The organism is Vibrio sp. Hal054, assembly GCF_037162405.1.
Taxonomy (GTDB): domain Bacteria; phylum Pseudomonadota; class Gammaproteobacteria; order Enterobacterales; family Vibrionaceae; genus Vibrio; species Vibrio diazotrophicus.
Map to the genome: position 1 here is coordinate 218,651 of NZ_JARLUT010000001.1, position 24,847 is coordinate 243,497.

General features: G+C 44.5%; 28 protein-coding genes and 2 pseudogenes. 13 read left to right on the forward strand and 17 right to left on the reverse strand.

Annotation, left to right across the window (positions count from 1 at the left end; all coding sequences use genetic code 11):
• Positions 1 to 11: 11 nt before the first annotated feature.
• From P4S58_RS01070 to thiQ, 4 genes are all read left to right on the forward strand, one after another.
• Positions 12 to 632 (forward strand): flavin prenyltransferase UbiX, encoded by a 621-nt coding sequence (locus P4S58_RS01070; RefSeq protein WP_042485303.1) that lies wholly within the window; start codon positions 12 to 14, stop codon positions 630 to 632.
• A 371-nt stretch (positions 633 to 1,003) separates the two neighbouring features.
• Entirely contained in the window at positions 1,004 to 2,011 is a 1,008-nt protein-coding gene (gene thiB, locus P4S58_RS01075) for a thiamine ABC transporter substrate binding subunit (RefSeq protein ID WP_042485305.1), read from the forward strand.
• 20 nt (positions 2,012 to 2,031) lie between these two features.
• Positions 2,032 to 3,630, forward strand: coding sequence for a thiamine/thiamine pyrophosphate ABC transporter permease ThiP (thiP, locus tag P4S58_RS01080; RefSeq protein ID WP_102962896.1), 1,599 nt, complete (start codon positions 2,032 to 2,034; stop codon positions 3,628 to 3,630).
• Positions 3,624 to 4,328 carry a thiamine ABC transporter ATP-binding protein gene (gene thiQ / locus P4S58_RS01085; protein WP_102962897.1) on the forward strand — a complete coding sequence of 235 codons (705 nt, stop codon included), beginning with the start codon at positions 3,624 to 3,626 and terminating at the stop codon, positions 4,326 to 4,328. Before thiP ends, thiQ begins: the two co-directional genes overlap by 7 nt.
• Before the next feature lie 46 nt (positions 4,329 to 4,374).
• On the opposite strand, the gene yjgA is transcribed toward thiQ, so the two are convergent.
• Positions 4,375 to 4,905 (reverse strand): ribosome biogenesis factor YjgA, encoded by a 531-nt coding sequence (gene yjgA / locus P4S58_RS01090; RefSeq protein WP_042485309.1) that lies wholly within the window; start codon positions 4,903 to 4,905, stop codon positions 4,375 to 4,377.
• A 120-nt stretch (positions 4,906 to 5,025) separates the two neighbouring features.
• On the opposite strand from yjgA, the gene pmbA reads away from it, so the two are divergent.
• Positions 5,026 to 6,369 (forward strand): metalloprotease PmbA, encoded by a 1,344-nt coding sequence (gene pmbA, locus P4S58_RS01095; protein ID WP_102962898.1) that lies wholly within the window; start codon positions 5,026 to 5,028, stop codon positions 6,367 to 6,369.
• A gap of 74 nt (positions 6,370 to 6,443) precedes the next feature.
• Here pmbA and mgtE read toward each other — a convergent pair whose 3' ends face one another.
• The 12 genes and pseudogenes from mgtE to P4S58_RS01155 form a co-directional block, all read right to left on the reverse strand.
• Positions 6,444 to 7,799, reverse strand: coding sequence for a magnesium transporter (gene mgtE, locus P4S58_RS01100; RefSeq protein WP_102962899.1), 1,356 nt, complete (start codon positions 7,797 to 7,799; stop codon positions 6,444 to 6,446).
• A 227-nt stretch (positions 7,800 to 8,026) separates the two neighbouring features.
• Positions 8,027 to 8,305 (reverse strand): HPr family phosphocarrier protein, encoded by a 279-nt coding sequence (locus tag P4S58_RS01105; protein ID WP_042485320.1) that lies wholly within the window; start codon positions 8,303 to 8,305, stop codon positions 8,027 to 8,029.
• 10 nt (positions 8,306 to 8,315) lie between these two features.
• On the reverse strand, positions 8,316 to 9,176 hold the full coding sequence (rapZ, locus tag P4S58_RS01110) for an RNase adapter RapZ (RefSeq protein ID WP_102962900.1): 861 nt from the start codon (positions 9,174 to 9,176) through the stop codon (positions 8,316 to 8,318).
• Between the two features lie 19 nt (positions 9,177 to 9,195).
• Positions 9,196 to 9,654: a PTS IIA-like nitrogen regulatory protein PtsN gene (gene ptsN, locus P4S58_RS01115; protein WP_042485329.1), complete on the reverse strand. Its 459-nt coding sequence runs from the start codon at positions 9,652 to 9,654 to the stop codon at positions 9,196 to 9,198.
• 2 nt (positions 9,655 to 9,656) lie between these two features.
• The gene (hpf, locus tag P4S58_RS01120) at positions 9,657 to 9,944 is read right to left on the reverse strand and encodes a ribosome hibernation promoting factor (protein WP_042485332.1); all 288 of its coding nucleotides are present in this window, start codon (positions 9,942 to 9,944) and stop codon (positions 9,657 to 9,659) included.
• A gap of 23 nt (positions 9,945 to 9,967) precedes the next feature.
• Positions 9,968 to 11,430, reverse strand: a pseudogene (locus tag P4S58_RS01125) (RNA polymerase factor sigma-54).
• Between the two features lie 43 nt (positions 11,431 to 11,473).
• Positions 11,474 to 12,199: an LPS export ABC transporter ATP-binding protein gene (gene lptB, locus P4S58_RS01130; protein ID WP_042485337.1), complete on the reverse strand. Its 726-nt coding sequence runs from the start codon at positions 12,197 to 12,199 to the stop codon at positions 11,474 to 11,476.
• Positions 12,200 to 12,201: 2 nt separating this feature from the next.
• Positions 12,202 to 12,699, reverse strand: a complete 498-nt coding sequence (gene lptA / locus P4S58_RS01135) for a lipopolysaccharide transport periplasmic protein LptA (protein ID WP_042485338.1) — start codon at positions 12,697 to 12,699, stop codon at positions 12,202 to 12,204.
• Positions 12,680 to 13,243: an LPS export ABC transporter periplasmic protein LptC gene (gene lptC, locus P4S58_RS01140; protein ID WP_042485343.1), complete on the reverse strand. Its 564-nt coding sequence runs from the start codon at positions 13,241 to 13,243 to the stop codon at positions 12,680 to 12,682. The genes lptA and lptC overlap by 20 nt, the downstream gene beginning before the upstream one ends.
• A complete protein-coding gene (gene kdsC, locus P4S58_RS01145; protein ID WP_102962901.1) occupies positions 13,240 to 13,797 on the reverse strand; it encodes a 3-deoxy-manno-octulosonate-8-phosphatase KdsC in 558 nt (185 codons plus the stop codon). The genes lptC and kdsC overlap by 4 nt, the downstream gene beginning before the upstream one ends.
• Positions 13,797 to 14,771: a KpsF/GutQ family sugar-phosphate isomerase gene (locus P4S58_RS01150; protein WP_102962902.1), complete on the reverse strand. Its 975-nt coding sequence runs from the start codon at positions 14,769 to 14,771 to the stop codon at positions 13,797 to 13,799. The genes kdsC and P4S58_RS01150 overlap by 1 nt, the downstream gene beginning before the upstream one ends.
• A gap of 12 nt (positions 14,772 to 14,783) precedes the next feature.
• Positions 14,784 to 15,749: a calcium/sodium antiporter gene (locus P4S58_RS01155; RefSeq protein ID WP_102954019.1), complete on the reverse strand. Its 966-nt coding sequence runs from the start codon at positions 15,747 to 15,749 to the stop codon at positions 14,784 to 14,786.
• Positions 15,750 to 16,077: 328 nt separating this feature from the next.
• On the opposite strand from P4S58_RS01155, the gene mlaF reads away from it, so the two are divergent.
• From mlaF to P4S58_RS01195, 8 genes are all read left to right on the forward strand, one after another.
• Entirely contained in the window at positions 16,078 to 16,881 is an 804-nt protein-coding gene (gene mlaF / locus P4S58_RS01160; protein ID WP_042485354.1) for a phospholipid ABC transporter ATP-binding protein MlaF, read from the forward strand.
• Complete coding sequence (gene mlaE, locus P4S58_RS01165; RefSeq protein WP_102962903.1) at positions 16,871 to 17,662, forward strand: lipid asymmetry maintenance ABC transporter permease subunit MlaE; 792 nt, start codon at positions 16,871 to 16,873, stop codon at positions 17,660 to 17,662. The genes mlaF and mlaE overlap by 11 nt, the downstream gene beginning before the upstream one ends.
• Before the next feature lie 2 nt (positions 17,663 to 17,664).
• The gene (mlaD, locus tag P4S58_RS01170; RefSeq protein WP_102962904.1) at positions 17,665 to 18,156 is read left to right on the forward strand and encodes an outer membrane lipid asymmetry maintenance protein MlaD; all 492 of its coding nucleotides are present in this window, start codon (positions 17,665 to 17,667) and stop codon (positions 18,154 to 18,156) included.
• Between the two features lie 3 nt (positions 18,157 to 18,159).
• On the forward strand, positions 18,160 to 18,798 hold the full coding sequence (gene mlaC, locus P4S58_RS01175; RefSeq protein WP_102962905.1) for a phospholipid-binding protein MlaC: 639 nt from the start codon (positions 18,160 to 18,162) through the stop codon (positions 18,796 to 18,798).
• A complete protein-coding gene (locus P4S58_RS01180; RefSeq protein ID WP_102962906.1) occupies positions 18,795 to 19,124 on the forward strand; it encodes an STAS domain-containing protein in 330 nt (109 codons plus the stop codon). The genes mlaC and P4S58_RS01180 overlap by 4 nt, the downstream gene beginning before the upstream one ends.
• The gene (gene ibaG / locus P4S58_RS01185) at positions 19,117 to 19,371 is read left to right on the forward strand and encodes a BolA family iron metabolism protein IbaG (RefSeq protein WP_042485365.1); all 255 of its coding nucleotides are present in this window, start codon (positions 19,117 to 19,119) and stop codon (positions 19,369 to 19,371) included. The genes P4S58_RS01180 and ibaG overlap by 8 nt, the downstream gene beginning before the upstream one ends.
• 9 nt (positions 19,372 to 19,380) lie before the next feature.
• Complete coding sequence (gene murA, locus P4S58_RS01190) at positions 19,381 to 20,646, forward strand: UDP-N-acetylglucosamine 1-carboxyvinyltransferase (RefSeq protein ID WP_102962907.1); 1,266 nt, start codon at positions 19,381 to 19,383, stop codon at positions 20,644 to 20,646.
• A 114-nt stretch (positions 20,647 to 20,760) separates the two neighbouring features.
• Positions 20,761 to 21,489, forward strand: a complete 729-nt coding sequence (locus P4S58_RS01195) for a 1-acylglycerol-3-phosphate O-acyltransferase (RefSeq protein WP_102962908.1) — start codon at positions 20,761 to 20,763, stop codon at positions 21,487 to 21,489.
• Positions 21,490 to 21,584: 95 nt separating this feature from the next.
• On the opposite strand, the gene P4S58_RS01200 is transcribed toward P4S58_RS01195, so the two are convergent.
• From P4S58_RS01200 to argF, 4 genes and pseudogenes are all read right to left on the reverse strand, one after another.
• Entirely contained in the window at positions 21,585 to 21,974 is a 390-nt protein-coding gene (locus P4S58_RS01200; RefSeq protein ID WP_042485372.1) for a RidA family protein, read from the reverse strand.
• A gap of 117 nt (positions 21,975 to 22,091) precedes the next feature.
• Positions 22,092 to 22,559 (reverse strand): aspartate carbamoyltransferase regulatory subunit, encoded by a 468-nt coding sequence (pyrI, locus tag P4S58_RS01205; RefSeq protein WP_042485375.1) that lies wholly within the window; start codon positions 22,557 to 22,559, stop codon positions 22,092 to 22,094.
• A gap of 12 nt (positions 22,560 to 22,571) precedes the next feature.
• Complete coding sequence (pyrB, locus tag P4S58_RS01210; RefSeq protein WP_102962909.1) at positions 22,572 to 23,501, reverse strand: aspartate carbamoyltransferase; 930 nt, start codon at positions 23,499 to 23,501, stop codon at positions 22,572 to 22,574.
• A 232-nt stretch (positions 23,502 to 23,733) separates the two neighbouring features.
• A pseudogene (gene argF / locus P4S58_RS01215) lies at positions 23,734 to 24,737 on the reverse strand (ornithine carbamoyltransferase).
• Positions 24,738 to 24,847: the final 110 nt, after the last annotated feature.

A 24,847-nucleotide genomic window follows, 5' to 3' on the forward strand; every position in this document is an offset into this window, starting at 1 on the left:
ATGAGAACGATATGAATCAAAGCAAAGCGATTACCTTAGCGTGGACAGGGGCATCAGGTGCTCCTTATGGGCTGCGTCTGTTGCAATGTCTACTCGCTGCAGATTACACCGTGTATCTGTTGATTTCGTCTGCGGCACGCGTGGTGTTGGCGACAGAGCACGATCTGAAACTGCCAAGTGGTCCTGATGCAGCAAAAGCGGCACTGGTCGAACATCTTCAGTGCGATGCTGAGAAGTTGATCGTTTGTGGTAAGGAAGATTGGTTCTCTCCTGTCGCGTCAGGTTCTGCGGCACCAAAACAGATGATCGTTTGTCCTTGCTCTACAGGTAGTGTGGCCGCTATTGCTCATGGCATGTCGGACAATCTTATTGAGCGTGCTGCGGACGTGGTGATGAAAGAGCGTGGTCAGCTTCTGCTGGTGGTGCGAGAAACGCCATTTTCGACATTGCATCTGGAGAACATGCATAAGCTTTCGCAAATGGGCGTCACGATTATGCCTGCTGCTCCGGGTTTCTATCATCAGCCTAAATCGATTGATGATCTGGTTGATTTTATGGTCGCTCGTATATTGGATCATCTGGGCATTGAGCAAACTCTTGTACCGCGCTGGGGGTATGATCAACGTAGTTAACGTAGATACTCAAACTACTTGGAGTTGCAGGTAGGCGGCAAGTAAGTGAATTCCCATGAACATAGATAAACTATGTGGTTGGGGTGAACGAACGCAGCCAACACCGCTGCAGCTTCAAGTAGAAAGAGTATAAGTAGCATCTATTTTCGTTTACATTTACAATCCACTTTACTCACGGGGGCTAACCATTCACCAGATGAATGGCGCTGAGATCAAGCAGAGCTTGGGACCCGCAGTCCATTATTATTTTAATAGTGGTATTTACCTGAACCAGATAATGCTGGCGTAGGAATTGAGTTGGGAATGTGATAATCAAACATCCGATTATTCCTGTCCTCCCTCAAGCCTGTCAGCTCTGAGGAGAGCGAGCCTTGAACACCAAATTTTCTGCCATTGCTTTGGCAACTTTATCGTTTATTGCAACATCATCTAGTACAGCTTTCGCTGCCGATAACACTCTAACTGTCTATACCTATGACTCATTTGCTGCTGAGTGGGGACCTGGTCCTGCTATTGAGAAAGCATTTGAAGCTCAATGTGGCTGTGATTTAAATTTTGTCGCTCTGGATGACGGTGTATCTATTTTGAACCGTCTGCGTCTAGAGGGCGATAAAACCAAAGCAGACATCGTATTGGGTTTAGACAACAACCTTATGGTAGAAGCGAAACAAACCGGCTTGTTGGCACCACACTCTGTTGATACACAGTCTCTTCAAGTGCCGAACGGCTGGAGCGATGATACTTTCGTTCCTTACGACTATGGCTACTTTGCTTTTGTTTACAACAAAGAAAAATTGGCCAATCCACCGAAAAGCCTAAAAGAGCTGGTTGAAAGCCGTGATGATCTGAAAGTGATTTATCAAGACCCACGCACTTCGACACCGGGTCAAGGCCTGTTGCTTTGGATGAAGTCTGTCTATGGCGATAACGCCACAGAAGCATGGAAGAGCTTAGCGAAGAAAACGGTGACTGTGACTAAAGGTTGGTCTGAGTCTTATTCTATGTTCTTGAAAGGCGAGTCTGACCTCGTTCTTTCCTACACCACTTCTCCTGCATACCACCTGATTGCTGAAAATGATGCTCGCTTTGCAACGGCAGACTTCTCTGAAGGCCATTATATGCAAGTTGAAGTGGCTGCGAAGGTGAAAACCAGCCAGCATCAAAAACTTGCTGATGAGTTTATGAGCTTTATTCTTAGCAATGATTTTCAGTCTGTGATTCCAACAGGCAACTGGATGTATCCGGTGACAAACACGGAACTGCCAGAAGGGTTTGATTCACTTTCAGTACCGCAAAAATCGTTAACTTTCACCGCAGACGAAGTGGCAAAAGAGCGTAAGGCTTGGGTTCGTGAATGGCAAAACGCCTTAACTTTTTAACGTCTAAGGTTTAAGCGAGTTTGAACTCTGTACCTAAAATAGGCATTGGGGTCGCGATACTGGTCGCGACCTTTGTCATTTCTGCATTGTGCGCGTTACTTCTCCATGCACCTAGCCTGAACTTTGCTCAGGTCTGGCAGGATCCGTATTATCGTCACGTCACTCAGTTTAGCTTTTATCAAGCCAGCCTCTCGATGTTGCTCAGTGTCGGCTTCGCGGTTCCGGTTGCCCATGCGCTATACAGACGGCGATTCTGGGGGAGAAGCCTGCTGATCAAACTGTTTGCCACAACACTGGTGCTTCCGGTGCTGGTGGGTGTGTTTGGTCTGTTGGCAATATACGGCAACAGTGGATTGCTGGCGGAAGTACTGAGTTGGTTTGAACTGAACCTGCCTTTTTCTATCTACGGATTGAACGGCATTTTGCTGGCACATTTTTTCTTTAACCTTCCCTATGCCAGTCGTTTATTACTGCAAGCATTAGAATCCATTCCTGATGAGCAGCATAAGTTGTGCGCGCATTTGGGGATGAGCCATTGGCATAAGTTTCGTTGGGTGGAGTGGCCACGAATTCGTCAGCAATTACCTCATGTCTGTGGTTTGGTCTTCATGTTGTGTTTCACCAGTTTTGCCACTGTAATGGCACTGGGTGGAGGACCAAAATCGACGACTATTGAACTCGCCATCTATCAAGCGATTAAGTTTGATTTCGACCTGCAAGCTGGTGCTCTATTGGCGTTATGGCAGATCATTCTTTGCAGCGTTTTGTATTTGTCGATTCAGAAACTCGCCAAGCCGCTAGCCGTAACCGCGGGTAATGTGGCAACGCACACCGTGGTTAGCCGAGATTCAACCAAGGCTCGTTGTTGGGACGGGTTCTGGATTCTGTTCGTTATTGTGCTTGTGGTACCGCCGCTATTGATGGTGGTGTTAAGTGGTATTAACTGGCAGGCTCTCTCAGTGTTATCGGATAGCCAGTTCTGGAATGCGTTTTCTGCATCCATGAAGGTGGCGGTTCTAGCGTCTTCATTCGCTTTGGTGGCGGGGATTGCTATTTTGATGACAACCCGTTTTTGGCGTATCCGATATCAAACAGCAAAAGCGACCACGCTTGAACTAACCGGAACCATCATTCTTGTTACTCCGGGATTAGTCGTCAGTACAGGGTTATTTTTGTTGCTGCGCAGTTTTACCGATGCGTTCAGTTTTGCATTTTGGGTTGTAGTGGCTGTTAATGCTCTGATGGCTTTGCCTTACGTGTTAAAAACACTGGCTCAGCCCTTGCTGCATATTGAGCAACAGTATCAGTTTCTTTGCGCGTCGTTGGGTATTCGCGGCTGGTATAGAATCAGATTAATTGAAGGAAAAGCGTTGAGTAAGCCGATGGCGCATGCGTTTGCAATCAGCTTTTTGCTCTCTATGGGTGATCTCAGCGCTATAGCTTTATTTGGCAGTCAAGATTTCCGAACTCTGCCACTGTATTTATTCCAGCTACTCGGCAGTTATCAAATGGAGTCTGCTGCAGTGGTGTCACTCACCTTGTTACTTATGAGTGTCGGCTGTTTTGTTGTGATCGAAAAACTCTTTATTGCTCATTCTTCCAGAGGTCGTGAATGTTAGTTTTAGAAAACGTACGCTATGAATATCAAAATGAGTGGTTTGAGTTTTGTTTGACTATCCCTCAAGGCGCGATTGTTTCTTTGATGGGACCAAGTGGCGCAGGTAAATCGACTTTGCTCAGTTTGGTGGCTGGATTCATCGCGCCGAACAGTGGAAATGTGAGTGTTGCAGGCGAGTCACTTCTGGGTAAAGAACCCTATCAGCGCCCATTCTCAATGTTGTTCCAAGAGCATAACTTGTTTGCCCATTTAACGGTACGAGAAAACATCGCGTTGGGTTTGAATCCAAGTCTGAAGTTAACCGCGCAGCAAAAAGAACAAGTTGATATTGCGGCAAAACAGGTAGGGGTAGAGGAGTTCATGAATCGTCTGCCTCAAAGTCTTTCAGGTGGTCAGCGTCAAAGAGTGGCTCTCGCTCGATGTTTTGTTCAGTCGCATCCTATTTGGTTGCTTGATGAACCGTTTTCAGCGTTGGATCCTCTGCTGCGAGAGGAGATGCTCAGCTTAGTCAAACGCTTAGCAACTGAGCGCAACATTACCGTGGTGATGGTGACTCACCATCTGAGTGATGCTAAAGCGATAGCCTCACATTTTGCGTTTCTGGCTGAGGGACAGGTGCAAGTGTTTGATGAGGTTGATGCGTTGTCATCTTCGCATTCGCATCCATTGCTCAGTGACTTCGTCAGAGCTGGAGAATAATAAAAAGCCTCACATTGGTGAGGCTTTTCTAATGCAAGAAATCGCGTTACAAAATTGATGCGTCGTTATGTTCTTTCAATACTTGGAATATTTCACGAGACGCTTTTGGTGGCTTATTCGCTTCTTTCTCTTTCTTCGCTTGGCGAGCAAGTTGACGTAAGCGTTGGCGATCCATTTCTGGATATAAAACCATTGCGTCGTTAATAGCATCATCACCTTGCTCAACGATACGATCACGCATCTGTTCAAGCTTGTGTAATACCGCTGTATTTTGTGAGTGTTTGTTGCGTAATTTGTCCAGCGCCGCTTGGATTGGCTCAGGATCGATAGTACGCATCATTTTACCGATGTATTGCAGTTGACGACGTCTAGCTTCCATGTTGAAACGTTGCGCATCTTTGATTGCCAGTAGCAAATCTTCAGGCATCGGTATTTTTGATAACTGTGATGATTTCAAACCAACCAGTTCTTCACCGAGCTTTTGCAGCGCAGTCATGTCATTTTTCATTTCGGTTTTACTAACCCAAATGATCTCCTCTTCTTCTTCCCAAGGAGCTTTTTGGTTTTTACGTGCCATTTTCTTCAACTATTGAGGTGTATATGTCAGCTATTTTAGCAAGAATCGTGGGGAGAAAGCGAAATTCTTGTTACTCTATGGCTAAGTAATTATTTCGAAAGCTCAATAGTTGGATGAGATATGGATTTAAAACAGCAAGTCGCTATGCAGCGCACCGAACTTGAAGCCGCAGTTGCGAAAGCGCTAGAGATGGCATCAGCCAGTGCAGATGCAGCTGAAGTTGCCATTACCAAGAGCACTGGTTTAAGTGTTTCTACTCGTATGTGCGAAGTAGAGAATGTTGAATTTAATAGTGATGGTGCTTTAGGTATCACTGTATATCGTGGACAACGTAAAGGCAGCGCCTCAACTTCTGACTTAAGTGAAAAAGCAATTCAGCAGACGGTAATGGCAGCGTTAGACATCGCAAAATACACGTCGGAAGATCCATTCGCTGGACCTGCGCCTAAAGAGCTAATGGTAAAAGAGATCCCTGATTTAGATCTGTTCCACCCAAATGCGATTGATCCAGACAGTGCAGCGAAGATTGCTATAGCCGCTGAACAAGCAGCACTGAATGTTAGCGACAGAATTAAACAAAGTGATGGTGCAAGTTATGACAGCCATTACGGAGTTAAAGTGTACGGAAACAGTCATGGTCTGCTGGGTAGTTATGCGTCCAGTCGTCACAGCATTAGTTGTTGTGTGATTGGTGAAGGCAAAAATGGTGAGATGGAACGCGACTACAGCTACACAGTGGCTCGTCATTGCGATGATTTGTGGTCTCCAGAAGTCGTTGGTAAAGACGCGGCTGAGAAAACCGTAAGCCGACTCGATGCGCAAAAATTGAAAACTGGCAAGTTGCCTGTGATGTTTGCAGCCGATGTGGCTACGGGACTGCTTGGTCACTTAGTGATGGCCATCAGCGGCGGCAATCTATACCGTAAGTCATCATTCTTACTTGATCACTTGGGTAAACAAATTCTTCCTAGCTGGTTTAACGTCTCTGAACGCCCTCATATTCTGCGAGGCCTTGCGTCGAGTCCGTTTGATAGTGAAGGGGTGAGAACCGTTGATACTGAAATCATTACTGACGGTGTACTTTCAACTTATCTTCTTACCAGCTACGCGGCCAGAAAAATGGGTATGACACCGACAGGACATGCTGGTGGCATTCACAACTGCTTTGTGAAATCGACAGGGCAGGATTTTGAGCAAATGTTGAAAGAGCTTGGTACCGGTTTGCTAGTAACAGAAGTCATGGGGCAAGGTGTGAATGTTGTCACTGGTGACTATTCTCGCGGTGCGGCTGGTTTTTGGGTTGAAAACGGTGTGATTCAGTATCCGGTATCGGAAATCACTATTGCTGGCAATCTGAAAGATATGTTCAATCAAATTGTCGCTGTCGGTAGCGATGTAGAAACGCGTTCGCAAATCCAGACAGGTTCTATTTTGCTTGAGTCGATGAAAGTCGCAGGTGAATAAAAATTGAGAGAACAAAAAAGCGCTGATGAAATATCAGCGCTTTTTTTATGTTTGCTTTTAGATAAACAGACCTTTCAGATAAACAGGGTAGCTAAACCTAAAAATACCGATAAGCCAACCACATCGGTAATGGTGGTTAGTGCCATACCGCCAGCCAGTGCTGGGTCGATGTTCATTTTCTTCAGTATGACTGGAATCATTACACCTGCGACGCCAGCTACGAAGAGATTGGTCATCATGGCTGCTGAGATAATGCCTCCCAACATCCATTCACCTTTCCATGCGACTACTATTGCCCCGATGATCAGCGCCCAAAGGATACCGTTTAGAAATCCGATAGAGGCTTCTTTAAGTAACAACTCGCGTTTGTTACTGTCACCGATGTGACCTAAAGCTAAGCCACGAATGACCAGTGCGACGGTCTGGTTACCGGCCACACCGCCCATCGACGGCACAATGGTCATCAACACGGCAATCGCCGCCATTTGGTCCAAAGTGGCTTCAAACATGTTTGATACAGAAGCGGCAGCTAATGCCGCTAATACGTTCGCACCAAGCCATATACTGCGTTTACGAGCGGATTGAACAACTGGGGCGAAGGTATCTTCGTCGTCATCCATACCGGCCATACTCATCATCGAGTGCTCTGCATCTTCACGGATAACGTCAACCACGTCATCGATGGTGATACGGCCAACAAGATGTTGGTTTTCATCAACCACAGGAGCTGAGACCCAGTTACGACGTTCGAACAGGCTTGCAACATCTGAGTCTTTGGTATCGACTTTAATCGCTTCGTCTGCATCTTCCATAATATCGCTGACAGACACATCTAATTGAGCGGTGAGCAGCGCTGTTAACGATAGGTGGCCAATCAGACGGCTTTCCGAGTCGATAACATAAAGAGCATCGGTGGCTTCTGGAAGTTCACCTTTCATTCTCAGGTAACGCAATACAACATCGACATCAACATCACCACGGATGGTGATAACGTCGGTGTTCATCAAGCCGCCAGCGGTATCTTCAGGGTAGGACAGCGCTGTTTCTACACGCAGACGATCTGCGGAGTCCATTTGATCGAGAACTTCACGAGAGAGATCGTCAGGTAAGCTACGAAGAACGTAGGCCACATCATCTGTGTCCATGCCTTCGGTCGCTTCTGCCAGTTTCTCTGGCGCCATTTTCGATACGAGGGCATCTTTGACGTCTTCGTTTAGTTCATCAAGAATTTCACCGTAATCTTCAGGATCGGTCAGTTGCCACAGTACGTTACGTGCTTTGCGAGGCGAGGCTTCAAGTAGATGTGCAATGTCTTCTGGTTCCATGTCTTGTAGTTGTCTACGGACATGGACGAAGCGACCATTTTCTAATGCTTCTGTGATTTCTTGGAGGGTGTTATGTGCTTGGTCAAACTCGATTTGCTCGGCCATGGCTTCCTCCTCGTGAATGAATAGTTACAATGCGCAGCATAGTAACTTAATTCTATGCCTTATTTAATAGTAACTTGCTGGCAAAGATTAATTATTTGTCTCTCTATAACTGAACGCTGACATTGGATAGGGCAATTCTATTCATCGCGCTCATAGAGATGTTTTCACTTATCGATTTTTTGACTAAATATTCCTGAGCATGTGCAGGTAATATTCATTGTGGTGTGCTATTCGTCTTCGTCGAACTTGTCTTCAATCAGATGACAAACCGCATCGAGGGCTTGTTCGGCTTGTGAACCTTCGGCTGAAATGGTTACGTTCTGCCCTTGTGCTGATTCCAGCATTAGTAGACCCATCACACTGTCTGCTGTCGCTTCTTTGCCCTCTTGGCTTTGAATGGTCAGAATTGCATCAAAGGACTGCGCCAACTCTACTAGCTTGACTGCCGCTCGTGCGTGTAAACCAAGGCGATTCTGGATAAGAACAGTACGGCTAGATTGCGGCATAGGGCATCCTCTATGAGTGATTTTTTTCCAGTGAAGTATGGCGAATTTGTACTTGATGACCCAACAGTGAGAAGTATTCTCCCAGTTGTTGCGTCAAATAAACGGAGCGGTGTTTACCGCCAGTACAACCAATGGCAATGGTTAGGTAACTGCGGTTATTTTTCTCTAACAGCGGGAGCCAGTATTCAAAGAAGTGCTGAATCTGTTGTTTTAGTTCAATGACTTCTTTATGGCTCTCTAAAAAAGATTTAATCGGAGCATCTAACCCTGTCAGCGGGCGAAGCTCTGGCTGCCAATGAGGGTTCGGTAAAAAGCGAACGTCGAACACGTAGTCGGCATCACTCGGTAAGCCGTATTTAAAGCCAAAAGACTCAAACACCATCACTAGGTCTTTGCGTCCTCGGCCTTCGATACGCATTCTGACCGTTTCACTCAGATCGTGCAGCGATTTACCTGTGCTGTCTAACAGTAAATCTGCTTGTTCTTTCAGAGGCTCCAACAAGCGCTTTTCAAGCTCGATGGCTTGTTCTAATGTTGGCTTCTTGTCACTGAGTGAAAGGGGATGGATACGGCGAGTTTCGCTATAGCGTTTGAGTAGCGTCTCTTTGCTTGCATCGAGAAACAATACGCTCACATCGTTGTTTTGCTTAAGTTGTTGAAGGATATCTTCAACCAATGTCGGTTCTTTTGGCAGGTTTCGAATGTCGATACTGACGGCAACGTTTTGCTTACTGCCTTGTACCGATTGGATAAATGAATCCAATAGCACCACAGGCAGGTTATCAACGCAGTAATAACCCAAATCTTCCAGAACTCTCAGCGCAACGCTTTTGCCTGCGCCGGATTGACCACTAACAACGATTAAACGCATAAGGCATACCTTAGAGTGGTTATTGAACCATTGGTGGCTGAACCATTATGTTGTAAAGCTCTTCGTCGCTTTGAGCGTTACGAAGCTGCTTTAACGTTTGTTTGTCGTTCAAGCGCTCCGCCATGCAAGAAAGGGTTTTCAAATGCTCTTTGCATTGTTCTTCAGGAACAAGCAGTGCAAATAGAAGGTCAACAGGACGGTTATCGATAGAATCAAATTCGATAGGTTCTTCACATTGAAGTAATACCGCAACAGCGTTATCACTTGATGCCATTCGGGCGTGTGGGATGGCTATGCCATTACCAATACCGGTACTGCCCATCTTTTCACGGCTGAGCATGCATTCGAATAGTTCAGTTGCATTTTGTCCGGTGTATTCTGCAGCGATTTCGCTGATGATTTCGAGGGCTCTTTTTTTACTAGAGCATTGAACTGCACTTTTTGTGCAGCTCAATGAAAGTACTTCGCTTAATTGCATGATTAATGGCTACTTAGCTTTTCTTTATGCTTGTTGAGTTGTCTAACGAGTTTATCCACCAGGCCATCTATCGCTGCGTACATATTTTCGTTGTCCGCAGTGGCGTGGATTTCCCCTTGATTTACGTGGAGCGTAGCTTCGGCGATCTGGTGCAATTTTTCAACACGTAAAATCACTTGAATGCTGTTTATATGATCAAAAAAGCGTTCTAGTTTTTCGAATTTGGAGTGAACATAGTCTTGCATTGAATCGGTAAGATCAATGTGATGGCCTTGGATATTGATTTGCATAGACTTTCCTTCTCTGTTTGGCCTTAAAGCAGGCGTTTACGCTGACTAGAGGGGCTATCCCCAAAGATTCACGGTATTTCGCAATCGTTCGTCTTGCGACCTGAATCCCCTGATCAGCAAGTAGAGCCGCGATCTTACTGTCACTCAACGGTTTTGCTGGGGTTTCCGCAGCAACCAGTTTTTTGATCAGTGCACGAATCGCGGTAGATGAACATTCTCCACCATTGTCAGTGCTGACGTGACTAGAGAAAAAGTACTTCAGTTCAAATATACCTCGTGGGGTATGCATGTATTTCTGTGTCGTAACACGAGAAATGGTTGATTCATGCATTTCCACGGCTAAAGCGACGTCATTTAGGACCATCGGCTTCATGGCTTCTTCGCCATATTCAAAGAAATCACGCTGGTGTTCAACTATGCATTTGGCAACTTTGAGCAAAGTCTCGTTTCGACTTTCTAAGCTTTTGATTAACCATTTTGCCTCTTGCAAATTGGTGCGGATATAGTTGCTGTCTGCACTGTTACCGCGTCCAAGGTTTGCGTACTGCTGGTTCACTTTCAATTTTGGAACGCTGTCTGGATTGATGGTGACAATCCATTTGCCATGCTCTTTGTACACTGAAACGTCTGGAATGACGTACTCTGCGTGCTCAGTGGCAATGCGGCTACCTGGTCGTGGATCCAACTGTTGAATCAGTTGAAGCACTTCGCGTAAGTCCTCTTCTTTGAGTTTAGTCTCTTTCAATATGAGTTTGTAATCGCGATTACCAAGTTGATCGATATGATTAGCCAATATTTGTTTAGCACTGTCTAACCAAGGAGTATCTTTAGGGTAGGTTGCCAATTGTAAGAGTAGGCAATCTTGGAGGTTTAGAGAAGCAACGCCGAGTGGATCAAACTGTTGAATACGCTTTCGTACTGCTTCAATTTCGTCTAGTTCAATTTCTTCGCTGTGGAAGTTCTCTTGGATATCTTCTAAAGAAACGGTGAGATAACCGTAGTCGTCAATGGCATCGATTAACGCGAGAGCAATTGAGTGATCGTTTTCGCTGAAGGGCGTAAGGTCGAGTTGCCACAAAAGATAGTCTTGCAGTGTTTGTGTCGTTTCGCCTTGGTACACAGGCATATCATCATCTAATGCGATACCTGTGCTACCTGTATTCGCGCTGTATACGTCATCCCACGTAGTGTCGATTTCCAATTCTGCGCTGATTTCGGATTTTTCAATCAGTTCAGAGCTATCTTGAGGTTCAATCTCTAAGATGTCGGCACTGTTATCTTTTTCCTCATGACTGTTCGTCAAGCTTTCAACCGATGACAGTTCATCTCCAGGCTCTTCAACATCCAATAGAGGATTAGAATCCAACGCTTCTTGGATCTCTTGCTGCAGATCGAGTGTTGACAGTTGCAATAAGCGAATGGCTTGCTGCAACTGTGGTGTCATAGCTAACTGTTGGCCTAACTTAAGCTGTAATGAGGGTTTCATTCAGTAACGACTACCTTGTTGTTAGAATTGCCCATGATATTAATCATAGACGGAATTGTTCACCGAGATATACCTGCTTAACTTGTTCGTTGTTCAGCACTTCTTGCGGCGTTCCTTCAGCGATGAGCTGCCCTTGACTTACAATATAAGCCTTTTCACATACATCGAGTGTTTCTCGAACGTTGTGGTCAGTGATCAGGACTCCCAGTCCTCGATCTCTTAAGTGTTCAATGATTTTTTTAATGTCGATAACGGAAATAGGGTCAACACCGGCGAAGGGTTCATCCAGCAAAATAAATTGCGGATTCGCAGCCAAAGCACGGGCAATTTCAACACGACGACGCTCACCACCAGACAATGCCATACCTGCACTGCTTCGGATATGCTGAATGTGGAATTCGTCGAGCAGATCTTCAAGCTTGTCTTGACGTTCTTCTCGGCTCAATTCTTCACGTGTTTGCAATACGGCCATGATGTTATCTTCCACTGAAAGTTTGCGGAAGATGGACGCTTCTTGTGGCAAATAACCAATTCCCATACGAGAACGGCTATGCATTGGTAAAATACTGATGTCTTTATCATCAATACTGATGGTACCTTCGTCACGAGCTACCAAGCCTACAATCATGTAGAAAGAGGTTGTTTTTCCGGCACCGTTAGGCCCTAGTAATCCAACAATCTGGCCTGATTCTACTTTTAGGCTTACGTCAGAGACGACTTTTCTTTTTTTGTAGCTTTTCGCTAAATGTTCTGCTTTTAGGATCGCCATAGTTATTCTTTTGGTGCTGCTTGTGGCTGAAGAACAGTGGATACTCGACCACCGCCATTGCCGTCAGCAATAAGTTTTTGCGATGAAATTTGGTAGCGAATTTTGTTACCACGAATTTCACTGTCATCTTGAGACAGTAAGGCTTTATCTACCATGGTCAACTCATCGGCAGCCATTTTGTAATACAGCTCTTTTGCTTCACCGTACAGTGTTTTTCCATCGTCAGTCAGCTGAGAAAAAGTTGCTACATCACCATAGCCTTCTATTTCTTCAATTTGTCCGGTTTTTGCATCACGAATGACGATCAACTTATCAGCGTTGATATTAATGCTGCCCTGTTTCAGCTTTACATCGCCAAGGAAAGTAACTCGGTTACTTTTCATATCTAACTGTTGGCTGTCAGAGTCAATGTACACAGGTTGCTGGCTATCGGTTGATAGAGCAAGAGCCTGACCAGAAGTCAGTAAGCAAGCAATAAGACTAAGGTGTGAGAGTTTCATATCTACCTTGTACATGGTTATAAAGAACAGCCGAATGGTCACCAAAGTTACCTTTCATCGCCTGTCCATTTGTTTCAAATTGCGGACCGTTCAAATCTACTGGATTATCAGCCCAAAAATCACGGTTCTTGAGATGAATGCTCATTCTTGTTGTCGTGAGCTTATCAAAACCAGAATCGTCGAGTAAATTCTTCACGATAACGTCATCATACAGCGTTAAGACGTTATCTTTAGCTAAAATACCGCGCTTTGCTGTGATCTCCCACTCTTGATTACTTCCTTCTCGATAGATTTTTAATATCGGAGTATCAAAAATGGTATTGCCACTCTTGGCATAGTGATCCAAATGTGTCGATGTGATCACATAACTTCTTACGCCACTCTCGTTGTAAGAGACGTTATCTAAATTGATTCCGCTAAACATCGGTAGTTCCAAATTAGGAGCTACTTGGATGTCAGCCGTTTGTTCTTTGTCGAACAGGTAATAAGCAGACCATGAAGCGACAAACAGAAGTATCGTATAAAGAATACGAGACAAACTCATATACTTAAGCCTTTATGAACGTCCAACTCGTTACGTGCTTGTAGAATCAAATCACACACTTCACGTACTGCGCCACGTCCACCGTTAATTGTTGTTACATAGTTAGCGCGTTTAGCAAGCAGTGGATGCCCGTCTGCAACACAGACTTTAAGCGCTACTTTTTCCATTACTGGCCAATCGATTAAGTCATCACCAATATAGCCTGTATGTTGCGGTTCTATGGCTAATTTTTGGCAAATATCGTTGTACGCTTTCACTTTATCGTCTTGGCCTTGGTAAATAAGTTTTATACCAAGCGCATTCATGCGGTTTTCAACGATTTTTGATTGGCGACCAGTGATAATGGCGACTTCAATTCCCGCATTCATCAGTGATTTTACGCCATAGCCATCACGGGTGTGGAATGTCTTCAGTTCTTCGCCGTCATTGCCCATATAGACTAAGCCATCGGAAAACACACCATCGACATCGCAAATTAGCAGTTTTATCTCTTTTGCGATAGCAAGAATAGAAGCGTCAACCTCGCCATAAAGCGTTTCGACAGTCTGAGCCATTACATCACCCCTGCTTTAAGCAAGTCATGCATGTTTAGTGCGCCCACTACTTTACCATCTTCCACCAGCATTAGGCCGTTAATGCGTTTTTCCTGCATCAGGTTTAGGCCTTCAACTGCCAGTAAGTTTGGAGAAGCCACAGTCGGGTTCTTCGTCATTACTTCACTGATGGTTGCAGTATGGATATCAATGCGTTTATCAAGAATTCGACGTAAATCGCCATCAGTAAAAATACCGATCAGATGATCGTCTTCATCGGTTACCGCTGTCATTCCTAAGCCTTTCTGGCTGATTTCTAAAAGTGCTTCTCTGACCAATGCTGTTGGTTTTACTTTTGGCAGAGCTTCACCGAAATGCATGATGTCGGCCAGTTTCATTAGCAGTTTACGGCCTAAGGCACCACCTGGGTGAGAAAGCGCAAAGTCTTCCGCAGTAAATCCACGAGCCTGCAATAATGCGACAGCTAATGCATCACCCATTACCAAGGTTGCTGTGGTGCTGGATGTTGGAGCTAGACCAAGAGGGCAAGCCTCTTTCGGAACCGTAATTTGTAAATGGATATCGGACAGTTTTGCCATGTTTGACTGAGGGTTGCCAGTCATACTGATAATGCGATTGTTTAATCGTTTCAATACTGGAAATAGAGAGAGAATTTCAGCTGATTCTCCTGAGTTCGATATTGCTAAAACGATGTCACCGTGTTCGATCATACCCAAATCGCCGTGAGAAGCTTCCCCGGGATGAACAAAAAATGCTGAAGTGCCAGTACTGGCCAGTGTCGCCGCTATTTTTTTACCAATATGGCCCGATTTACCAATACCCATAACTACAACTTTGCCATTTTTGTTATCCAGCATCATTTCACAGGCGTGGACAAAGTCGTCATTGATATATTGGTCTAGCTGCTGTAATGCTTCGATTTCCGTTGTCAGCACTTGCTGAGCAACACTGCGGTAGTCAAAGTTATTAGACATATTACGCTCCAATTACGCTGCCATATTCATAAATAGATAAGTTTGGTACGCCAAAAAGGTGATGCACAGAATCGCACCTTCAATGCGATTTATGCTGCGCGATTTACCCAACGCCATCACCACTAGCAGAAGAGAGACGCCAAGCATGACCCAAAAGTCTCGTCCCATCGCGTGTTCACTCAGGATCGAAGGGTTCAAAATACCCGGAATACCCATCACGGCTAAGATATTAAATACGTTTGAACCGACAATATTACCAACCGCCATGTCATCTTCACCTTTTAGAACACCAGCAACAGAAGCGGCAAGTTCAGGAAGACTGGTACCGACTGCGATAATCGTCAAACCGATCACAAGATCGCTCATTCCGAAATACTTAGCGATAATGACGGCATTGTCGACAAGCAAACCAGCAGAGACTGGGAGCAGAATCAAACCAACCGCGATCCAAATGGCTGCTTTAGAATTGCTTACGCCATCTGGTATTTCCGACTCTTGCTCTTTCAATAGAAGATCGTCATTTGTCTGTTCGTTGCGGCTGATTTTTAGCATTGCGAGGATAAATACTCCGAATAGAGCGAACAGCAATACGCCTTCATAGAAGCCTAGGTGGTTATTCCACATAATCACACCCGCTAACAGAGTCACAGCGATCATCAGAGGGAACTCTCTGCGAAGCACTGGAGAACTGATAGCAAGTGGTTTAATCAATGCTGTAATACCCAAAATCAGGGCGATGTTCGCAATATTGGAACCCAGTACGTTGCCCACGGCGGTATCTGTTTTGCCATCGAGTGCTGCTGTTGCTGAAACCATCATTTCAGGAGCAGAAGAGCCCATGGCCAGAATTGTCATACCGATAACAAGTGGTGAGATTCCGAAGTTGCGTGCTAAAGCTGCAGAACCGAAGACAAGTTTATCGGCACTCCAAACTAAAATAATGAGACCTACAATTAGAAACGCAACAGCTTCGATCATGGTGATTCCTATACTTAATCAGCGACTAAAATGTTTAACCGCCGATTTTGACGCTTTGATAGGGAAAAGGGAAGTCGAAGTTCCAATTTATTGTTTTTAGTCTTGGGCAAATTTGTATACAAATGTAGAGGTAATGAAAAAATGCGCCTACGCTTGATGTAAAACGTAAAGATGGGCCTTTTATCAATAAATTGACCGATAAAACTGGAACTAAAGTCAGATTTTAGTTTCAATGTGGCTGCAATTGAACAGTGCTTTTAATTTGGGATGAATATGCTTATTATGGCCTATCACATGGATGAGAATCTTACAGCAGCGAATAGCCAGTATGTCTGACACTGACTTAGTCACTATAAATAATCTAACCTTTTCCCGATCTAACCGAATCATTTTTGATGACATCAGCCTTCGTGTCCCTAAAGGTAAAATTACCGCCATCATGGGACCATCTGGAATTGGTAAAACGACGCTTTTACGACTTATTGGTGGTCAACTGTATCCTGAAACAGGAGAGATCTGGTTTGATGGCAGTAATATTCCCGCTTTAAGTCGAAATAAGTTATATAAAGCGCGCAAAAAAATGAGCATGCTTTTTCAGTCTGGTGCTCTGTTTACAGATCTCAACGTATTCGACAACGTCGCTTTTCCTATCCGAGAACACACTGACCTTGATGAGTCTTTGATCCGCACTTTAGTACTTTTGAAGCTTGAAGCTGTAGGACTTCGTGGCGCCGCTTATTTGATGCCTAGTGAACTTTCCGGTGGTATGGCAAGACGAGCAGCACTGGCTCGCGCGATTGCTCTCGATCCTGAACTTATCATGTATGACGAACCTTTTGTTGGTCAGGACCCTATCACTATGGGTGTATTGGTTGAATTGATTCGAAACTTAAACCAAGCACTCGGTGTCACTTCTGTTGTTGTTTCCCATGATGTGCCGGAAGTCATGAGCATTGCAGATTGGGTGTACTTATTGGCAGAAGGTAAAGTGATCGCTCAAGGTACACCACAAGATTTGTATAAGACTGAAGATCCTCGCGTTCAACAATTCTTAAAAGGTGAAGCGGATGGCCCTGTGCCGTTTCGTTATCCTGTTCAACCAATCGAAAAGGATCTTTTCCATGTTGGCTGATTTATTACAACGGGTTAGCCTATTAGGGCGTCGCTTTTTTACCATTTGTGAATCATTTGGCCGAGCGAGCTTAATGGTTTCTGGGGCGCTGTTTGGGCCTCCTCATCCCATCAAAAATTTTCCTCTTCTCGTTAAGCAGCTCTACAGCATTGGTGTCCAATCATTAGCGATCATTATCGTATCAGGGTTGTTTATTGGTATGGTTCTGAGTCTGCAAGGCTACGTGATCCTTGTTGATTACGGGGCCGAAACCAGCTTAGGGCAAATGGTTGCTCTTTCACTATTACGTGAGCTTGGGCCAGTGGTGACCGCTCTTTTATTTGCTGGTCGAGCGGGCTCAGCGCTAACGGCTGAAATCGGATTGATGAAAGCCACAGAACAAATTTCCAGCTTGGAAATGATGGCCGTAGATCCTCTAAAGCGCGTTATTGCGCCAAGATTATGGGCTGGTTTGATTTCTATGCCACTACTCGCCATGATTTTTATGGCTGTAGGCATATGGGGCGGTCAGTTGGTTGGTGTTGACTGGAAAGGCATCGATCACGGTAGCTTCTGGTCCACGATGCAGGCATCGGTGGAACTGGGTGAAGATATTGGTAACAGTTTGATTAAATGCGTGGTGTTTGCCATCACTGTCACTTGGATCTCACTGTTTAATGGTTATGACGCGGTTCCAACTTCGGAAGGGATCAGTCGAGCAACGACAAGAACTGTTGTGCATTCGTCTCTAGCTGTATTGGGGCTAGACTTTGTATTGACTGCATTGATGTTTGGGAACTAATCATGCAACAGACACGTAAACTAGAATTTTGGGTAGGCAGTTTTGTGCTAGCGGGGATTTGCGCAATTCTGGTAATGATTTTTCAAGTCGCTGACGTGAAAGGGTTGGGAACAAACGATACTTACTCACTCCGAGCAGAGTTTGACAACATTGGTAGCTTAAAAGTACGAGCACCAGTCAAAGTGGGGGGAGTTGTGGTAGGACGAGTCTCATCCATCGTTTTGAACAAGAAGAGCTTACTTCCGGTTGTGACTATGGCTATTGATAGCCAATACAATCAGTTTCCTGACAATTCGAGCTTACACATTTTAACTGCTGGATTGATCGGCGAACAGTACATCAGCCTTATTCCTGGCTTTGTATTTGAAGATGAAGAGATGCTGAAAGATGGCGATCTTATTGAAGATACGAAATCTGCACTCATTCTAGAAGATTTGATTGGTCAGGTGCTGTATAGCGTGGGCGGTTCAGAAAGTAAGGCTAGTAAGGAGTAAACCATGTTGAAACGTTATGTCACCATATTGTTGGTATTGCTCTTTTCATGGACAGTGAACGCACAAGAAATTGACCGCACTGACCCGTACAAAATGATGAAGCAAGTTGCAGAGCGATCATTTAAGCGTTTGAAAGCAGAGCAACCCAAAATTCAAGAAAACCCAGATTACTTAAAAGTGATCGTTGAAGAAGAGCTAATGCCTTACGTCAATGATCAATATGCGGCGCTAAAACTGCTTGGCTCAAATTTGAAAGGTGCAAAAAGAGAAGATGTGGGTGAGTTTGTTTCAGCATTCCGTGCTTATTTAGTAACAAACTACGCGCAAGTTTTGACTCAGTACACCAACCAAGAAATCGAGTTTGGTCCAGAGCCTTTGCTTGAAGATGACCGCCGAATTTCGAGCATTAAGGTGGACATCATTGATTCACCTCGTCCAAACATTAAGCTGGAATTTAAGTTACGCAAAGAAAAATCCGGTGATTGGAAAGCGTTCGACATGATAGCCGAAGGCATCAGTTTCCTGACGAGTAAACAATCTGAATGGAATGGCAAAATTCGCCAAGAAGGCATTTTGGCTGTTGCAAAAGAATTGCAGGATTTGTCGAAACAACCGATTAGATTTGAGAGCAAAACCCAATGACGCATCCGCAATGGCAGATGGTTAATTCCGCGATAGCGAAGCTGACCGGAGCGCTGGATCGTGATAAGGTGCCGCTCTTGTGGCAAACGTTGCAGCAATGGCAGCCGGAAACAGAACAGTTTGAAGTCTCTTTACAGAACGTTGAACGTATTGATTCTGCTGGTATGGTGATGTTGATTCACCTAATAGAGCATGCAAAAAAACGAAATTGCCATATAATGCTCAGCTTTGTGCCAGAAGAGCTGCGCACACTAATTCAGTTGAGCAATATTGAAGAGTTGATGTCTCAACATATACAAATTTCCAACGGGGTGAATTGTGGATAGCACACAACTTAAAGAAATCTTAGATCAAGCACTCAACCTTCAAGAGATCCATTGTAAAGGTGAAGGTAGCCACTACGAAGTTATCGCTGTGGATGAATGCTTTGAATCAATGAGCCGTGTGAAGAAACAACAGCTAATATACGGCCCATTAATGGAATATATTAAGCGCAACGATGTTCATGCCGTTTCTATTAAAGCGTTCACGCCTGCAGAGTGGGCTCGCGATAAAAAATTGATGTCACTTTAAGGTTAGTGAATGGATAAGTTTCGAGTAATTGGGTCAGACAAGCCGCTACAAGGTGAAGTGACCATTTCTGGTGCTAAAAACGCAGCACTACCAATTTTATTTGCGTCTATTCTGGCAACTGAGCCAGTAGAGGTGGGCAATGTTCCTCACCTGCGTGATATTGATACCACAATGGAACTGCTTAAGCGCTTAGGTGCAAAGGTAGAACGTAATGGTTCAGTTCACGTTGATCCTAGCCAGATAAATCAATTCTGTGCTCCATACGATTTAGTAAAAACAATGCGAGCTTCTATTTGGGCTTTAGGTCCACTGGTTGCTCGTTTTGGTGAAGGTCAGGTATCGCTGCCTGGCGGTTGTGCTATCGGTGCTCGTCCTGTGGATCTTCATATTCACGGTTTAGAGCAACTGGGTGCAACGATTGTTTTAGAAGACGGTTATGTAAAAGCCAGCGTTGATGGCCGCCTTAAAGGTGCACACATTGTGATGGACAAAGTGAGTGTTGGTGCAACGATCACTATCATGTGTGCAGCAACATTAGCCGAAGGTAAAACTATTCTAGATAACGCAGCGCGTGAGCCTGAAATCGTCGATACCGCTAAGTTCTTAAATCAACTTGGTGCGAAAATTTCGGGCGCAGGTACTGACACTATTACTATCGAAGGCGTTGAGTCTCTTGGTGGTGGTAAGCATACCGTTGTGGCAGACCGAATTGAAACCGGTACTTTCCTAGTGGCTGCTGCGGTTTCTAAAGGCAAAATCGTTTGTCGCAAAACCAACGCCAAATTACTGGAAGCAGTTATCGCTAAGCTTGAAGAAGCGGGTGCAGATATCGAAACTGGTGAAGATTGGATCAGCTTGGATATGACAGAACGTGAGTTGAAAGCGGTATCTATTCGTACGGCTCCGCATCCGGGTTTCCCAACCGATATGCAAGCTCAGTTCACCTTGCTTAATATGATGGCAAAAGGTGGCGGCGTGATTACTGAAACCATTTTTGAAAACCGATTTATGCACGTTCCAGAACTTATGCGTATGGGTGCGAAAGCGGAAATCGAAGGTAATACAGTAATTTGCGGTGATGTAGAGTCATTAAGTGGTGCACAAGTGATGGCTACAGATCTACGCGCGTCTGCAAGCTTAGTGATTGCTGGCTGTATTGCTCAAGGCGAAACCATTGTTGACCGTATTTACCATATTGATCGTGGTTACGAGCGTATTGAAGATAAGCTTTCGGCACTTGGCGCAAATATTCAGCGCGTGCATGCAGCAAGTTAATTTTTAATTTGGTATATAGGCCGAAGTCTCTTGATTTCGGCTTTTTATTTTGACCTGAGTTTTGATTTTTGTCTGAACTAGACTAGGGTTGTAAAGCTCCTTTGGAGAAAACAGATGATTGCATTATTTCGTATCATTGCTGTCGCTATCTTTGCGGTGGTGATGTTTGTATTCGGATGTGGTTACTGCTTGTTAAGCCCGCGTAATCCGAAGCATGTATTCACTTTTGGTCGCATGTTTGCAGCGATGTCGAAAGTGTTTGGCATTAAGTTGGAACTTCGTATTCCAGAAGATGCTTACAAGCGTGGACAGGCTATTTACATTGCGAACCACCAAAACAACTGGGACCTTTTCACTGTGTCGGCAGCAGTGACACCGAAAGTGGTTACTGTAGGTAAGAAAAGCTTAGCGTGGATGCCACTGTTTGGTCAGTTGTACTGGTTGACGGGTAACATTCTGATTGACCGAGCAAACAAAACAAAAGCGAAAGGTACAATCAACCAAGTCGTTGATAGCATTAAAAACAGTGATGTATCAGTGTGGATGTTCCCTGAAGGTACTCGTTCTCGTGGTCGAGGCTTATTACCATTTAAAACCGGCGCTTTCCATGCAGCAATGGGCGCTCAAGTTCCTGTTATTCCTATCGTTTGTAGTTCAACCTATAAGCTACGTTTAAATCGTTGGAATAACGGCCACGTGATTGTTGAAATGCTGCCTCCTGTATCTGTAGAAGAATACAAAGATAAGTCAGTACGTGAACTTTCAAATCAGTGTCATGAAGCGATGAAAGTGAAGCTGGAAGAGCTTGATAAAGAAGTCGCTCAGCGCAACGCGAAAAAATAGCGTTTATTCTTTGGGAATAAAAAAGGGTTGCTGAGGCAACCCTTTTTGTTTGTACAATCATACGCTATAGAACAGATCTGATTGCTCAAATCAAATTATTTACGAACGGCAATCGCTTCGATTTCGATACCTACATCTTTTGGTAGGCGGGCCACTTCCACACATGAACGTGCTGGGTAGTGAGCGACGTTGTGCTCGTCAAAGAATTTACCGTAAACTTCGTTCACTGTACCGAAGTCGTTTAGGTCTTTTACGAATACAGTCATTTTTACGATATCGCCAACAGTTAAGCCAGAAGCTTCAACCACAGCTTTTACGTTGTCTAGAGATTGACGCGCTTGGACTGCGATATCGTCAGAAACTTCACCAGTTACTGGGTTTACTGGGATTTGACCAGAAGTTAAAACCATATTGCCAAGGTCAACACCTTGAATGTATGGACCAATTGCCGCTGGAGCAGATTCTGTGTGCAAAACTTTTGTCATGGTTCTTATTCCATTCATTATTCGAATTAAAAAGGTCTGTTTACTTGCGGTGCGATCAACACTCAAATAACAGACCCTAGCAGTTTGCCTTTTATACCCTAGAACGTAAAGCCTTGATTAGTTCTCGCGTTCGGTCACGATTTCACGGGAGAACACTTTCTCACAGTACTTACATTTCAGGCGAATATCGTTATTTTTTTCGACAATACGGAAGCTGCTTTCTACCGGTTCATTGTGAGAAATACAGTTGCTGTTTGGACAAGCAAACACGCTGTTGATCTTCTCTGGCAGCTCCAGAGCAAGCTTTTTCACCACTTCGTAGTTTTCGATTTGGTTTACCGTTGCGTGTGGAGCGTAAAGTGCAAGCTTGTTCGCTTGTTCTTCGTTGATGAACACGTTTTCAATCTTTAGCAGATCTTTATGCCCAAGAGCAGACGATGGCAAATTTAAACCAATAGTCACTCGCTGCTGGGTATTGTGCATATCAAACAGTTTGAGAACTTTGATGCCCACTTGTGCCGGAATATGGTCTATCACTGTGCCGTTTTTGATGGCTTCGACTTGTAGTTTGGTTTCTTTACTCATGACAGTCTCCGATTACAGTGATTCGTTTAAAACTAGGGCTAACAGTGCTTCACGCGCATAAACACCGTTGTTCGCTTGCTGGAAGAAATAAGCATGAGGTGTTTTATCAACGTCGGTGGTGATTTCGTCAACACGAGGAAGTGGGTGAAGAACCTTCATATTCTCACGGGCATTTTCAAGCATTGCAGCGGTCAGAACGAAAGCTGACTTAATATGTAAGTATTCAGATGGGTCAAAACGTTCTTTCTGTACGCGAGTCATGTACAGGATATCGAGTTCTGGGATCACGCTTTCCATATCACTGTGTAAGCTGTATTCCACACCCGCTTCATCCAGTTCTTCACAGATGTAATCAGGCATTGCTAATGCGTCTGGAGCAACAAAGAAGAAACGGTTGTTATCAAACTTAGCCAAAGCTTGAGCAAGTGAATGCACGGTGCGTCCGTATTTTAAGTCACCGACAAAAGCAACGTTCAGATTGTCTAGTCGACTTTGAGTTTCATACAGAGTAAACAAATCGAGAAGAGTTTGAGTCGGGTGTTGGTTTGAACCGTCGCCCGCATTGATGACAGGAACGCCATTCGAAAACTCAGAAGCAAGACGTGCTGCACCTTCTTGTGGGTGACGCATAACAAATGCATCCACATAAGAGGTAATAATCTGAACGGAATCCGCCAGTGTTTCCCCTTTGTTTGCTAACGAGGTGTTACCGCCATTATCAAAGCCAATGACGCTGCCACCGATACGCTGAATCGCCGTCTCAAATGATAAGCGCGTACGAGTCGACGGCTCAAAGAAACAGCTTGCAACGACTTTGTTCTTTATCAGCTCAGGTTTTGGTTCAGCTTTAAGCTGGCCGGCAGTTTGAACAATCAATTCCAATTCTTGTCTTGAAAGCTCAGAAATGGAGATGATGTGCTTTTTATAAAGCGAGTTAGCCATGATCTTCTTCCCTATCATTTTCTTAAAGTCATAAAAAAGCCCCCCAAGAAGGGAGGCTTTAAAATTCAACAACGGGGGAAAACAGTTTGCCCTGTAAGCGTAATTGCTTACCGAAATTTTTAGCTGCACGATAGTCAATATGCATCAATTTCATTGGGCCCCCTAGACAAATTGCTGGGAATTATACGCTTTGTTTTTAGTGACGCAAGCGATTACGTAATTTATCTCCTCGCTAATCGCCCAGCGTTGCAACCATCACTGCTTTAATGGTGTGCATGCGGTTTTCTGCTTCATCAAACACAATTGAATAGTCGGATTCAAACACATCTTCTGTCACTTCCAAGCCTTTCATACCAAACTTTTCAGCCACTTGCTTACCAATAGTGGTTTCATCGTTATGGAACGCTGGTAAGCAGTGCATGAACTTCACATGTGGGTTACCAGTGGCTTTGATCACATCCATATTGACCTGATAAGGCTTCATTAGAGCAACACGCTCATCCCAAGCTTCTGGTGCTTCACCCATAGAGACCCAAACGTCGGTGTAAAGAAAATCACAACCTGTGACGCCCTCCGCAACATTTTCCGTGAGGGTGATTTTTGCGCCGCTCTCTTTGGCTAATTCTTGGCATGTTTGCACCAACTCGGCATCCGGCCAGTACGCTTTTGGTGCAACCAAGCGGATATCCATACCCATCTTCGCCGCGCCAACCATGAGGGAATTACCCATGTTGTTACGGGCATCTCCTAGGTAAGCGAACTTAACTTCGCTGAGTGGTTTGCCGCGAGAGTATTCTTGCATGGTTAAAAAGTCTGCCAGAATCTGAGTTGGGTGAAACTCATCGGTTAAGCCATTCCAAACCGGAACACCAGCATATTTACCCAATTCTTCTACTATTTCCTGGCCGAAGCCGCGATATTGAATGCCATCGTACATACGGCCCAATACGCGTGCGGTATCTTTCATCGATTCTTTATCGCCAATTTGCGAGCCTGAAGGGCCAAGGTAGCTGACCTGTGCGCCTTGATCAAAAGCGGCCACTTCAAAGGCACAGCGGGTACGAGTAGAGGCTTTTTCAAAAATGAGCGCGATGTTTTTACCGATTAGTTTTTTTGCTCAGTGCCCGCTTTTTTTGCTCGTTTTAAATCAGCAGAGAGATCCAGTAAGAATTGGATTTCTTTCTGCGTAAAATCAAGCAGTTTAAGATAATTGCGGTGACGTAAATTGAAAGCCATGACTCAGTCCTTAAATACAAATAACGAGTAGGACTAGTTAAACATAGAAATGCTATAAAAGTGAATAATTATTTTAAATAAAAGGCGAGATGTGCTTAACATCTCGCCAA